The following is a 12,492-nucleotide window of genomic DNA, read 5'->3' as shown; positions in this document are numbered from 1 at the left end:
GCACCTCCCAGACCCGGTCGACGTCGGCGGCGGGGCGGGGCTCGGGCATAGGCTGAGTGGACCGTCCACGGGGGAGGGAAGAAGCCCATGCGGTTCGCCGAGTCCGTCGACATCGCCGCCGACGTCGACCGGGTCTGGGAGGTGCAGAGCGACGTCGAACGCTGGCCGGAGTGGACGCCGTCGGTCACCGCGGCCCGTCGGCTGGAGCCCGGTCCGCTGCTCCTCGGCTCGACGGCCCGGCTGGAGCAGCCCCGGCTGCGCCCGGCCGTGTGGCGGGTCGTGGAGATCTATCCGCCGTACTCGTTCGCCTGGGAGTCGGCGAGCCCTGGCGTGCGCACCCGGGGTGAGCACCGGCTGATCCCGCTGGAGGACGGGCGGACCCGGGCCGAGCTGGTCCTGGTGCAGACCGGTCCGCTGGCCGGGCTGGTCGGGTTGCTCGGCGGCTCCACCATGCGCCGCTACCTGCGGCAGGAGGCGGACGGCCTCAGGCGCCGCTGCGAGCCCCGCTGACCCGGCCGCTCAGGCGCCGTCGGAAGAGACAAGGGCCGGGGCCGGGCCGTCCAGCGTCTTCTCCAGCACGGCGAGGCGGTTGCCGTTCTCGTCCGGCCGGTGCGACACCACCCGGTAGCCGCGGCCCGCGTAAAGGGACAGGTTCGCCGCGCTGTCCGCGCCGGTGAACAGCGCGAACCGGGCCACCCGGCCGGCGCAGGCGTGCTCGACGGCGTCCAGCAGCCGCCCGCCGACGCCCCGGCCCTGCTGGTCGGGCGCGACCGAGAGGCGGCCGACGTGGGCGGTGTCGCCGTCGAGGCGGGCGCGTACCGAGCCGACCAGGCGGGTGCCGCGCCGGGCGGCGAGCACCACGTCCGGGCCGGTCAGCGCCGCCCGCACCTCGTCCAGCGTCTCGGTCAGCGGGGGCAGGAACACGTCCCGGTAGCGCTGCGCCTCCACCAGGTACGCGGCACGCTGCACGGTGAGGATCTCCCCGGCGTCGGTGACGTGTGCGGGGGCGATGGTCACGTCGGTCACCGGCTCAGCTCACCACAGCGCTCCCGGGCGGCCGTACGCTGGCGGGGGTGTTCCCGTGAGCGTGGAGGTGGCCGCCGTGCCCGAGCTGACGTACCCGGAGGTGGGCGCGACCCGCGACGGCGGCCTGCCGGCGGGTTACCACCACCTGCGCCACCGGGTCCGGCTGCCGGACGGCGGTTTCCCGGTGGCGGCGGACGCGGTGCTGGGCTGGCGGCTGCACCGCGCCGCGGGCGTGGTGATGCGCGCGGACGCGCCGCGCGCCGCCCCCGGGGTGCGGGTCACGCCGGGGGTCGGTGTCGGCCCGGTGCGGCTGTGGGGTCCGACCGAGGTGGTCTGGACGGTGGACGAGCCGGATCGGGCCGGATTCGGCTACGGCACGCTGCCCGGGCACCCGGAAGTCGGTGAGGAGGCGTTCCTGGTGACCCGGGGCGCCGGCGGCGTCTGGTTCGAGGTGACCGCGTTCAGCCGCCCGGCCCACTGGTACGTGCGGGCCGGCGGGCCGGTCGTGCTGGGCTTCCAGCGGGCGTACGCCTGGTGGCTGGGGCGGACGCTGCGGCGGCTGTGCCGGCGGCGCTGAGCGGTCAGTAGCGGGCGAAGGAGCGGATCGGGGCGCGCGGGCCGTACTTCGGCGCCTGGACGCCGGCCGCCTCCAGCAGCACGCACACCCGGCCGCGGTGCCCCCGGAACGGCTCCAGCAGCGCCAGCATCCGGGCGTCGTCGCCGCGCGGCTCCCCGGCGAGCGCCCAGGCTACGGTGTTCGGCACGTGGTAGTCGCCGACGCTCACCGCGTCCGGATCCCCGTACGCGATGCGCACCACCTCGGCGGCGGTCCACGGGCCGATCCCGGGGATCGCGGTGAGCCGCCGGGTGGCCTCCGCCGAGTCGGCGCAGCGTTCCAGCCGGTCCGCGACGGCCGCCGCACGGCGCAGCGTGTCGGCGCGCCGCTGCTCGACCCCGAACGGGTGGAACACCCAGTACGGCGTGGCCGCCACCGCGGCGGGCTCCGGCGGCAGCAGCAGCGGTTGCAGCGGGCCGGGCGCGGGCTCGCGGAAGTGCCGCACTGTGGCGGCGTACGCCCGGTACGCCTCCTTGCCGGTGACCTTCTGCTCGAAGACCGCCCGCAGCAGCCGGGGGAAGACCTGCCCGGTGGCGGGCATCCGCAGCCCGTGGTGCGTGTGGGCGAGCCGGGCCACCAGCGGGTGCGCGGCGGCGAGGGCGGCGAACCCGGTCAGGTCGTCGCACAGCCCGGCGATCCGGTCGGCCCGGTCGACCACCCAGGCCGCGCCCGGGCCGTACCCCTCGGCCAGCAGGTCGCCGGCTTCCGGGCGCAGCGCCAGCGTGGCCGGGCCGTCCGGGGTGCGGGTGGCCCACCAGAACGTGCCGGCGGCGATCCGCGCGCACGGGTCGTACGGGCTGAACGTGAGCGTCCGCACCGAGGCGGCCAGCCGGTAGCCGGCCGGCGGGCGCAGCGTGCGGCGGGCGTCGGGCGAGGTCACCCGGCCACTCTGCCACGCGGCCCGGCCGTGACGCCGGGCACGCCCCGCGTGCCGGGAGGCGGGCCGATGCCGGTACGCCCCGCCTCCCGGGTCCGCGACGATGACCGGCCGCGCCCTCCCCGGCGGCGACCGGTCACCGTGTCCTGGTGCGTCAGTACGAGTAGTCCGACCCGCCGCCGGAGGAGCTGTTCGCCGCGGGCGGCGCGACCGCCTTGGGCGTGCCGGTCGGCAGGCAGGTCAGGTTCTTCTTGCCGTTCGGGTCGACCACGAACCAGGTGCCGCCGACGCCCTGGCCCTTCCACTGGCCCGGCTTCTTGTCGCCGATGTAGCGGTAGACCGGCCAGCCGCCGATGGTGAGCTGCCGGGTGCCGTCCTGGCGGGTGATGGTGCCGACCTTGTCGTCGGAGACGCCACGCAGCTGCGGGTTGCCGTCGGTGAGCGACGGCGGCCACACCTCGGCGCACTTGTCCACGCAGTTGGACTGCGGCGGGTCGGCGGAGTCCTTGTCGAACCGGTACAGCACCCAGCCGTCCTGGTCGGTGACGACGCGGCCCATCCGGGGCAGCTTCTTGCCGACCAGCTCGTCGGTGATCTTCACGTTGGCCGGGGGCGCCTTGTCCGCGACCGGCTTCTCCTCGGGAGCCGCCGACGCCTCCGGTTCGGCCGCCGCGGTGGGTTCGGCCGCGGCGACGGCGACCGGCTCGGCCGCGCCCGAGTTCGCCCCGTTGTAGCCTGCTGGGGCGCAGGCCGTAAGTGCGACCATCGCGCTCGCGACGATGACGGTCGTCCGCTTGTGGTGTGCCACGTGCCCTCCTCGTTCTTGGCAGTTCGTCGAGTAGTACGGGCACGGCACTGTCAAGGTTGAACCCGAAACGGTGGCACATTTCACAGTGGACCGATTGAACCGTTGGGCGCCGGCGTGCGTGCGTCAGCACGAGGAGATCTGCCGGCCGGGCACGACACGACGGCGCCGGGTGGCCCAGCCACCCGGCGCCGTCGGCACACCCGGTCAGATGTCGTCCACCGTCACCAGCGGACTCGCGACGCCGTTCGCGTCGACCGACTGCACCTGGAGCTTGTCGATGTCGCGCACCGGCGCCGAGGTGGACGCGCTCAGCTCCAGCGGAAGCTGGTTCTGGTTCGTACCGTAGCCGCCGACCGGCACCGACCAGGTGGAGATCACCTCGCTCGTGGCGTTCTTGCGGACCACCACCAGCCGGCACGTGCGCGGCCCCGGCAGGCGGCTGAGCTGCACCGCGATCTGCGTGCCGTACTCCTTACGGGCCAGCCACATCGTGGTCTGCACCCCGGTCGCCGGGTCGGTCGCGTTGTGCTTCTCGCCCTCGATGTCCTGTGGCCCGCCGACGGCCGGGTCGTTCGGATCGCCCGGCTCGCCGCTGGGTGCCACGGACGGCGCGGCCTGCGTCGGCACCGCCTGCGGCGGCGCCGGGTCGTCGCCGAGCATCCCGGCCGCCGCCGCACTCACGCCGCCGAACACCACCACGGCCGCCGCCGTGGCCAGCAACTGCCGCACCCGGGTACGACGGCGGTCCCGCCGCACCGCCATCAGCGTCCGGTCCAGCAGCGCCGGATCGGTGTGCGTCTGCTCCAGCGCGGCCATCGCCTCGCCGTCGATGCCGGAGAGCAGCCCCACCACCGGGACCATCGTCTCCAGTTCCGCCGCGCAGGCCCAGCAGGTGGCCAGGTGCTCCTCGAACCGCTCCGCGTCCTGCGCATCCAGCACGCCGAGCGCGTACGCGGCGACGTCCATGTGATCGGCCCGGCTCATTCGGTCACCCCCCTCTCCTGCAGAGCCGTGCGCAGCGCGCGCAGCGCGTAGTAGACCCGCGACTTGGCGGTACCGAGCGGGAGCCCCAGCTCCTCGGCCGCCTCCGGCACGGTGCGCCCCCGGAAGTACGTCGCCACCAGGATCTCCCGGTGCGACTGGCTCAGCGTACGCAGCGCGTCCGCTACGGTCATCGTGCGCAGCACCCGGTCGGTGCTGTCCGACTCGGCGAACATGGTCAGATCCCGGTCGTACGTCTCGGGCGGGCGGGCCTGCTCGCTGCGGTGCTCGTCGATGGCGATCCGCCGGGCCACCGTGACCAGCCAGGGGCGCAGCGAGCCCTGGCCCTGCACGCCGAGCCGGTGCGCGTTGCGCCAGGCCCGCAGCAGCGTCTCCTGCACGATGTCCTCGGCGCGCTGCCGGTCCCCGCCGGTCAGCCGCATCACGAACATCAGCAGCGGGCCGGCGTGCTCGGCGTACAACAGGCGGATCAGCTGGTCGGAGTGGCTCGTCTCGGCGGAGGTCGCCTGGTGGCGTCCGGGAGCGGGTCGCGGCGGCACCGGGTCATTCTGGCGATCGGTGGACCGGGCGTCGACCCCCCGGCCCGAACGCGAGGCGCGCGAGTGTGGTTGTGCCCGGGCGAACATCCACTCGGGCCGCGCCACCTCGCCGTGCCAGCCGGCCGCCACCGCATGCATGCAGACCTCCGCTGTCCAATGACATCAGCCGGCCCCCCACGGGCATGGCCGCCCGGTGATACGCAGCGACCAGCCGATCGGATCAACGTTTGACCGAAAAAATTCCCGGCGGTGGGGGAGTGGAGTCGACGGCGTCCGCGTCGTGGACCACCGCCGCGCCGCCGGTGAACCGGTCCAGCTCGGCACCGGCCAGCACCCGGCCGGGGAACCAGTCGCCCGCCGCCCGCCGGGTCAGCTCCGGCACCGGCGGCTCCACCCGGGACGCCACCAGCACCAGGTTGCCGTAGCGCCGGCCGCGCAGCACCGCCGCGTCGCCGACCAGGCAGGCCCGGGGCAGCACGGTACGCACGGTCGCGACCTGCGCGCGGGCGTGCCGCAGCGGCGGGCCGTCGGCCACGTTCGCCAGGTAGCTGCCGCCGGGCGCGAGCACGCGGGCCACCTCGGCGGCGTACTCCACCGAGGTCAGATGCGCGGGGGTACGGGCGCCGGCGAACACGTCGGCCACGATCACGTCGTACGCGCCGTCCCGGCTCGACGTCAGCGTCGCCCGCGCGTCGGCCACCCGGACCCTCAGCCGCGGATCCGACGGCCAGGGCAGCTCGCGGCGGACCAGCTCGACGAGTGCGCCGTCCACCTCGGACACCCGCTGCGTCGAACCGGGCCGGGTGGCCTGCACGTAGCGGGGCAGGGTCAGCGCGCCGCCGCCCAGGTGCAGCACCCGCAGCGGCGTCCCGGCCGGCGCCACCAGGTCCAGCGCGGCGGCCAGCCGGCGGACGTACTCGAACTCCAGGTGCGACGGGTCGGTCAGGTCCACGTGCGACTGCGGCGCGCCGTCCAGCAGCAGCGTCCACGAGCCCGGACGGTCGACGTCCGGCACCAGCTCGGCCCGGCCGGTGTCGACGTCGGCCACCACCCGGTCGGAGTCGCGTCGCCGGCCCATCAGTGCCGCATCCCGCGCGCCGCGGTGGTGAGCCTCCGGTGCAGCAGCCGCGCGTCGCCGAGCATCCCGCGCAGCCGCCGTTCCAGCCCGGCGATCGGCACCAGGTTCTGCGGGGCGCGCGGATCCTTGTACGGGGTGGAGGCGAACCGGGGCAGCGTCACCAGCGACAGGTCGGCCAGCGCGATCGCCTCCGGCACGGTCAGGTCGGCCGAGCACTCCACCCGTACGATGCCCGCCCACGGCGCGCCGGCGCGCACCGGGAGCCGCAGATACCACGACCAGCCGCCCCACGCCGTGCCCAGCCGGAACACCGGGCACCGCTCACCCGGCGCCAGCCCGGTCACCACGGCGGTCAGCCGGGCGTCCAGGTATTGGCTGTGCTGCGTCTTGATGTACCCGAGCGTGCGCGGCAGGTTCCGCCGGCTGCGCAGCGGGCCGTCGACCACCAGCAGGTCGCCGTCGGTGCGTACCGCGTCGGAGACGGCCACCTCCAGCGCAGTCAGCGGGGCCTGCACCGCGGCCGGCAGCTTGCTCAGCTCACCGGTGCCGCTCACCCGGTGCACCGGGTAACGGACCGTACCGGCGACCACGTCCTGCGCCGACGGGCTGGCAGTGAACAATCCCCGGCCCACCCGGGCGCCGGCCATCTCGGCGGCACCCCGGTCGAGGTCGCAGCGCACCACACCGGCCGCGTACGAGGCGGCGATGCCGGGGAACGAGCCGCCGTCCTCCTCAGCCGTCCACACGCTGGCGTCGATCCGGCGTACCCCGTCGACGAGCAGCACCACGTCCGGCGCCCGCACGCCAGCGCGGGGGCCGATCGCCCGCCAGTCGGTGGCCGGCAGCTCGACGTCGGCGTCGACCTGGGCGCTGCTCGGCGCGGCCGGCCCGGACCCGCCCGCCGCCTCGAACGACGCGCCGTACGCCGGATCCCAGGCGTCGACGAAGAACGCCGGCGACGGCCCGGTCACGCGGCGCTCCGCCGGGAAGCGCCGGTCACAGGCCGGTCCGTTCCACGCGGGCCGTCCGCGCGTCCTTGCGGACCTCGAACCGGACCGGGATGCGCTCGGCCAGCGCCGGCACGTGGGTGACCACGCCGACCATCCGGTCACCTCGGGCGGCCAGGTTCTCCAGCGTCGCCGCGACCGTGTCGAGCGTCGCCGCGTCGAGCGTGCCGAAGCCTTCGTCCAGCACGATCGACTCCAGGCTCGCGGCGGTGGTGGACATGCCGGCGAGCTGCTCGGACAGCGCCAGCGCGAGCGCGAGCGACGCCTGGAACGTCTCCCCGCCGGACAGCGTCCGCACCCCGCGCCGCAGCCCCGCGTCGTGGTGGTCGACCACGAAGAACTCACCCTTGTCGTGCATCAGGTCGTACTGCCCGCCGGACAGCTCCCGCAGGATCCGCGACGCGCCGTCGACGAGCAGGTCCAGCGCCTCGGTGAGCAGCCAGCGTTCGAAGTTGTTCGCCCGCAGGTGCGCGGCGAGCGCCCGCGCCACCCGCGCCTCGTGCTCGTGCCCGGCCCGCTGCTCCCGCAGCCCGGCGGCCTGCTCCCGGCGCTCGTCGAGGCGGCGCAACTCCGCCTCGGCCCGCTCCACCGCCACCGCCACGTCGCGCGGCGCGTCCTGCGGCGCGTCCAGCCCGGCGGCGGTGAACAGCGCCGCGATCCCGTCGGCGACCTCGGCCGCGGCCCGCTGCGCCGCGTCCACCGACGCGGCCAGGCCGTCCCGCTCCGCGCGCCGCGCCTGCGCCTGCTCGCCCGCCCAGCCGGCCAGCGCCGCCCACGCCGCAGCCACGTCGTCCCGGTCGGCGGCCGGCGGGCCGAACCGGGCCAGGCCGTCGCGTACCGCGTCGAAGTCACGCCAGGCCCGGCGCAGCCGCTCCTGCGCGGCGTCGAGTGCGCCCCGCGCCCGCCGGGCCGCCTCCCGCCCGGCCCGCACCGCGCCGGCCGCCTCCTCCAGCGCGGTCCGCAACCGCGCGTGCTCGGCCAGCGACTCGCGCAGCCGCTCCGGCGCGGGCGCGTCCGCGAGCTGCTCGTCCAGCTCGGCCAGGCGCGCGCCGAGCTGGTCGTGCTGGGTCCGGGCGCGCAGCAGCACCCGGTCCAGGTCGCGCGCCGCGGTGTCGCGTTCCTGCACCACCCGCTTGGCCGCCTCGTTCGCCGCCCGCGCCGCCTTGCCCGCCTCGATCGCCCGGCTCACCGCCGAGCCCTTCGGCACCGCCGGCACGGAGGTGACAGTCTGCTCGCACACCGGGCACGGCGCGCCGTCGACCAGGTGCGCCCGCAGCGCCACCGCCTGGTCGGCGGCCTTCGCCTCCTCGTGCGCGCGGAACGCCGACTCCAGCTCCACCTCGGCCCGCTGCGCGTCCGCCCGCGCCGACGCCAGCGCCGCCACCGCCGCGTCGTGCTCGGTGCGCGCCGCGTCCACCGCCGCGCGGACCGTCGCCGCCTCCGCGGTCAGCCGGTCCCGGTCCGCGTACGCCTTCAGGTGCAGCCGCAACGCGCTCTCGTCACCGGCGGCGGCCAGCTCCCCGCGCAGCTTCTCCTCGCGCTCCTCAGCCAGCCCGACAGCGGCCGCCGCCTCGTCGGCGGCGACCCGGGCCTGCGCCACCGCCCGCGCCAGCTCGGCGGTGCCGTCCGGCGGCCGGACCCCGGCCAGCACACCCAGCTCGGCGTCGAGGGCGGCCAGCGCCGCCGCCCGCTCACCCGCCGTGGCCTGGGCCCGCTCCCATTCGGGTACGGCGGCAGCGACCGCCGCGGCCAGTTCCCGCATCGCGTCCACCCGCTCCCGGGCGGCGGCCAGGCTCTCGTCGTCGACGTCGGCGAGCCCGCCGAGCATCTTGTCGACCGTCTCCAGCTTCGCCTCGGCCTGCGCGGCCCGCTCGACCGCCTTCTTCTGCACGCCCTCGTAGACGCCCAGCCCGAGCAGGTTCACCAGGATCTGCTGGCGGGTGGCCGGCTTGGCGTGCAGGAAGTCGGCGAACTGCCCCTGCGGCAGCACCACGCAGGAGGTGAACTGCTCGTACGGCAGCCCCACCGCGTCGAGCACCGCCTGTTCCATCTCGGCCGGCGTGCCCGCCACCACCTCGCCCAGATCCTCCGGGCTGAGCCCGGTGTCGAGCTTGGTGACGTCGAACCCCGGCGGCATGAGCTGGAGCCCGGCGTTCGCGGTCTTCACAGTGCCCCGGCCGTCGCGGCGCACCACCCGGGTCGCCACGTACCGGTCCCCGGCGGACTCGAAGACCAGCCGGACCCGCGCCTCGGTGGCCGACGGCGCCAGCGCGTTCGCCAGCCCTCGCGTGCCGCCCCAGCGCGGCACCGTGCCGTAGAGCGCGAAGCAGATCGCGTCGAGCACCGTCGACTTGCCCGAACCGGTCGGCCCGACCAGCGCGAAGAAGTCGGCGTCGGTGAAGTCGACAGTGGTCTCGTCGCGGAACACCGTGAACCCGGCCATGTCCAGCCGCATCGGCCGCATCAGTGCTCCACCTCCTCGAGCAGCTCGTCGAAGAGTTCCCGGACGCCCTCGTCGGCGTGCCCGCGGCTGTCCAGGTAGTCGCCGAACAACTCGCCCGGCGACCGGCCGGCCCGCTGGGCGGTACGCGTCCCGCTGCCCGGCGCGGGCACCAGCTCCGGGTCGATCCGGATCTCCAGCGCCCGGGGCAGCAGCTCCTGCACCTCCTCGCGCAGCCCGGCCCGGGGCTGCTCCCGGACGTAGACGCGCAGCCAGCCCTCCGGCGGCTCGATCTCGGCGAGCTGCGCGAGCGTGCCGCGTACCGTGCGCAGCGGCACCGCGCCCGGCACCGGCACCTCGCGGATCCGGGCGGCGGTGGTGGCGGTCACCTCCACGACCGTCACCGAGCTGACGTTCTCCTGCTCGCCGAAGTCCACCGCCAGCGGGCTGCCGCTGTAGCGGATCGGGCACGGGCCGATGACCCGCTGCGAGCGGTGCAGGTGACCCAGCGCCACGTAGTGCGCGTTGCCGGGGAAGACGGTGGCCGGTACGGCGTATCCGAGCACGGTGTGCGCGTCCCGCTCGCCGCCGCCGGTGCTCGCCCCGACCACTGTGAGGTGCGCGGTCACCAGGTGCACACGATCCGGCTCGGTGAACCCCTCGGCGAGCCGCTCCAGCACCCGGCCCAGGTGGTCGGCGTACGTCTGGTTGGCCTCGGCCGGGGTGAGCGTGTACATCTCCACCGCGCGCACCGCGTACCGCTGGGACAGGAACGGCAGCGCGGCGACCCGCCAGCGCTCCCCGCCGGCGGTGGCCCCGTCGATGACGTGCTCGTCCGGGTTCTCCCGGACGCTGCCGCGCAGCGTGATCCCGGCGGCCTCGGCCCACGGGCGCAGCGCGTCCAGCGCGGCGCCGTTGTCGTGGTTGCCGCCGATCGCCACCACGTCGGCCCCGGTACGCCGCAACGCGGTGAGCGCCCGGGTGACCAGCCGGGTCGCCTCCGGTGTGGGCGCGGCGGTGTCGTACAGGTCACCGGCGACGATCACCAGGTCGGGCCGTTCGCGCTGGGCGATCTCGATCACCTGGGCGAGGACCTGCTTGTGCTCCTCGGCCCGGGACTGCCCCTTGAGGACCTTGCCGACGTGCCAGTCGGAGGTGTGCAGGATCTTCATGTGGGTGCCGCCTAGAACGGGATGTCGTCGTCGGAGGAGCCGGAGCCGACCACCGCGAACGGATCGGCGGCCTGGGTGATCGACCGTAGCGTCTCCGAGGGCGCGCGGCCCGCCTCCGAGACCCGGGTGGCCCACGCCGGGAACGGGAACTCCAGGCAGAGCGGCACCGGGATGTCCGGCTGGTTGACGAACATCGTGCCCGGCTTGGCCAGCAGCGCCCGCTGACGCTGGGCGGGCGGCAGGAAGCCGTACTCCGGGCGGGACGCCTCGGCCGGGTCGAGCCGGCCCACCACCCGGATCGCCGAGTTGGTGACGATCCGCCGTTCCACCTCGCTGGCGGTCTGCTGCGCGCCGACCAGGATCACGCCCAGCGAGCGGCCCCGCTCGGCGATGTCGAGCAGCACCTCCTTGATCGGCGACGAGCCCTCCCGCGGCGCGTACTTGTTCAGCTCGTCCAGCACGACGAACAGCAGCGGCTTGGCGGTGCCGGCCTTCTCCTTGCGCTCGAACTCGCTCTTGAGCGTCACGCCGACCACGAAGCGCTGCGCGCGATCCGGCAGGTTGTGCAGGTCGACCACCGTGACCTGGGCGCTCTCCGCCGTGTTGATCGAGTGCGGGCGGCGGGTCGCCAGATCGCCCCGGATCAGCCGGCCCAGGTCCTTCTTGCTGCCGATGAGCCGGCGGGCGAACGCGTTCACGGTGCCCAGCCCGACCGCGCTGCCGGCCCATTCGCCACGCGTCTCGTCGTCGTTCAGCTGCTCGACCACGTGGTCGACCAGGTCGGCGTACGAGCCGAGCCGCACCCCGTCGATGCTCACCCCGCCGTCGGCGGGCTGGGCGTAGCGGGCCAGGTGGGCGGCGACCGAGTGGACCACCATCGTGTACTGCTGGCGCTCGTCGTCGGCGTCGGCGAACACGTACGGCAGGAGCCGGTCGGCGCAGAACTCGGACAGCGTCCAGTAGAAGCTGTCGACACCGGTGAGCCGGCTGCTCACATCGGGCGTGCCGGAGGAGTCGCCGACCCGTGGCGGGGCGTACACCCGCACGTCCGGGAACGCGCCCGCGTCCAGGCCCAGCTTCGCGTACGCCGCCCGGGTCGGGTCGTCGAGCCGGCTGTTCGGGTGGTCGAGGAAGAGCAGGTCCTCGCCCTTGACGTTGAAGATCAGCGCCTTGGCGTTGACCGCGTCGCCGCCCAGCACGCCGGAGCGGAACACCGAGTAGAGCAGGAACGTGGCGAAGCTCGTCTTGGTGGCGACGCCGGAGATGCCGGAGATCGACACGTGTGCGCCCCGGGTGCCGTCGAGGAAGTCGGCGTTGAGGTAGACCGGCACGCCGTCGCGGCCCATCCCCATCGGGATCCGCCGCTCCATCCGGTCGAAGTGCAGGGCCCGTGCCCGCGCGTCGCCCTCGGCCCGGTGCACCACGGCGCCCGGGGTGGGCGGCACGTAGAACTCCGGGTCGACCCGCGTGGTGGTCACCTCGGCGGCCTCCTGCACCTGCGCCGGCAGCGTGCCGTCGGCGATGGCGAAGACGTCGGAGTCGAACTGCGCCCCCTCGTGCCGGGCGCGCACCTGGGTCACCACCCCGGCGATCGTCACCGGCTCACGGTCGGGCAGGTCGCGGCGGGTCACCACCACGTCGTCGAGTTGCAGGTAGCTGCCCGGGGCGACCGCGGTCCAGAAGGTGAGCGGGGTGGCGTCGGCGGTGCCGAGCACCCGGCCGACACCCTCGCCGGGCCCGTCGAGCTGGTCGTCGGTCATCGGCGGTCTCCGGTCGGCTGGTCGTACCGTTGGCGGTGCACGTCGTGCATCCTGCCCGAGGGATGCGACAGGTTGCCACGCGACGCGGCGGACGCCACGTCACCGGTGCGCCGAACGGTAGCCACCCGGATCCGCCCGATCACGATGCGTGCGTTTCCTCCACGTTC

12 protein-coding genes are annotated in these 12,492 nt (G+C 75.1%); 2 read left to right on the top strand and 10 right to left on the bottom strand.

Going from position 1 to position 12,492, the window contains the following annotated elements:
• Positions 1–87 precede the first annotated feature (87 nt).
• A complete protein-coding gene (locus F8279_RS26740; RefSeq protein ID WP_151501403.1) occupies positions 88–510 on the top strand; it encodes an SRPBCC family protein in 423 nt (140 codons plus the stop codon).
• A gap of 9 nt (positions 511–519) precedes the next feature.
• Here F8279_RS26740 and F8279_RS26735 read toward each other — a convergent pair whose 3' ends face one another.
• Positions 520–1,026, bottom strand: a complete 507-nt coding sequence (locus F8279_RS26735) for a GNAT family N-acetyltransferase (RefSeq protein ID WP_151501402.1) — start codon at positions 1,024–1,026, stop codon at positions 520–522.
• A gap of 55 nt (positions 1,027–1,081) precedes the next feature.
• On the opposite strand from F8279_RS26735, the gene F8279_RS26730 reads away from it, so the two are divergent.
• Positions 1,082–1,603, top strand: a complete 522-nt coding sequence (locus F8279_RS26730; RefSeq protein WP_151501401.1) for a DUF1990 family protein — start codon at positions 1,082–1,084, stop codon at positions 1,601–1,603.
• 4 nt (positions 1,604–1,607) lie between these two features.
• Here F8279_RS26730 and F8279_RS26725 read toward each other — a convergent pair whose 3' ends face one another.
• From F8279_RS26725 to F8279_RS26685, 9 genes are all read right to left on the bottom strand, one after another.
• Positions 1,608–2,522: a DNA-3-methyladenine glycosylase gene (locus F8279_RS26725; protein WP_151501400.1), complete on the bottom strand. Its 915-nt coding sequence runs from the start codon at positions 2,520–2,522 to the stop codon at positions 1,608–1,610.
• Positions 2,523–2,673: 151 nt separating this feature from the next.
• The gene (locus F8279_RS26720) at positions 2,674–3,327 is read right to left on the bottom strand and encodes a hypothetical protein (protein WP_091420068.1); all 654 of its coding nucleotides are present in this window, start codon (positions 3,325–3,327) and stop codon (positions 2,674–2,676) included.
• Positions 3,328–3,531: 204 nt separating this feature from the next.
• Complete coding sequence (locus F8279_RS26715) at positions 3,532–4,311, bottom strand: anti-sigma factor (RefSeq protein WP_151501399.1); 780 nt, start codon at positions 4,309–4,311, stop codon at positions 3,532–3,534.
• Positions 4,308–5,006 carry a sigma-70 family RNA polymerase sigma factor gene (locus tag F8279_RS26710; RefSeq protein ID WP_091420072.1) on the bottom strand — a complete coding sequence of 233 codons (699 nt, stop codon included), beginning with the start codon at positions 5,004–5,006 and terminating at the stop codon, positions 4,308–4,310. Before F8279_RS26710 ends, F8279_RS26715 begins: the two co-directional genes overlap by 4 nt.
• An 82-nt stretch (positions 5,007–5,088) precedes the next feature.
• Positions 5,089–5,946 (bottom strand): spermidine synthase, encoded by an 858-nt coding sequence (locus F8279_RS26705; RefSeq protein ID WP_091420074.1) that lies wholly within the window; start codon positions 5,944–5,946, stop codon positions 5,089–5,091.
• Positions 5,946–6,917, bottom strand: coding sequence for a hypothetical protein (locus F8279_RS26700; protein WP_151501398.1), 972 nt, complete (start codon positions 6,915–6,917; stop codon positions 5,946–5,948). The genes F8279_RS26705 and F8279_RS26700 overlap by 1 nt, the downstream gene beginning before the upstream one ends.
• A gap of 25 nt (positions 6,918–6,942) precedes the next feature.
• Complete coding sequence (locus F8279_RS26695; protein WP_151501397.1) at positions 6,943–9,417, bottom strand: AAA family ATPase; 2,475 nt, start codon at positions 9,415–9,417, stop codon at positions 6,943–6,945.
• The gene (locus tag F8279_RS26690; RefSeq protein WP_151501396.1) at positions 9,417–10,565 is read right to left on the bottom strand and encodes an exonuclease SbcCD subunit D; all 1,149 of its coding nucleotides are present in this window, start codon (positions 10,563–10,565) and stop codon (positions 9,417–9,419) included. The genes F8279_RS26695 and F8279_RS26690 overlap by 1 nt, the downstream gene beginning before the upstream one ends.
• Before the next feature lie 11 nt (positions 10,566–10,576).
• Positions 10,577–12,325, bottom strand: a complete 1,749-nt coding sequence (locus F8279_RS26685; protein ID WP_043325613.1) for an ATP-binding protein — start codon at positions 12,323–12,325, stop codon at positions 10,577–10,579.
• Between the last annotated feature and the right edge of the window lie 167 nt (positions 12,326–12,492).

Source organism: Micromonospora sp. AMSO1212t (genome assembly GCF_008868145.1).
In the GTDB taxonomy this organism is placed as follows: domain Bacteria; phylum Actinomycetota; class Actinomycetes; order Mycobacteriales; family Micromonosporaceae; genus Micromonospora; species Micromonospora tulbaghiae.
The sequence above is the reverse complement of the archived record's forward strand: the minus strand, read 5'-3'. Positions and strand labels throughout refer to the sequence as shown.

Excerpts from the sequence above, each read along its gene's own strand:
- F8279_RS26740 (WP_151501403.1), top strand. The coding sequence starts at position 88 with ATGCGGTTCGCCGAGTCCGTCGACATCGCCGCCGACGTCGACCGGGTC.
- F8279_RS26715 (WP_151501399.1), bottom strand. The coding sequence starts at position 4,311 with ATGAGCCGGGCCGATCACATGGACGTCGCCGCGTACGCGCTCGGCGTG.
- F8279_RS26710 (WP_091420072.1), bottom strand. The coding sequence starts at position 5,006 with ATGCATGCGGTGGCGGCCGGCTGGCACGGCGAGGTGGCGCGGCCCGAG.
- F8279_RS26705 (WP_091420074.1), bottom strand. The coding sequence starts at position 5,946 with ATGGGCCGGCGACGCGACTCCGACCGGGTGGTGGCCGACGTCGACACC.
- F8279_RS26695 (WP_151501397.1), bottom strand. The coding sequence starts at position 9,417 with ATGCGGCCGATGCGGCTGGACATGGCCGGGTTCACGGTGTTCCGCGAC.
- F8279_RS26690 (WP_151501396.1), bottom strand. The coding sequence starts at position 10,565 with ATGAAGATCCTGCACACCTCCGACTGGCACGTCGGCAAGGTCCTCAAG.
- F8279_RS26685 (WP_043325613.1), bottom strand. The coding sequence starts at position 12,325 with ATGACCGACGACCAGCTCGACGGGCCCGGCGAGGGTGTCGGCCGGGTG.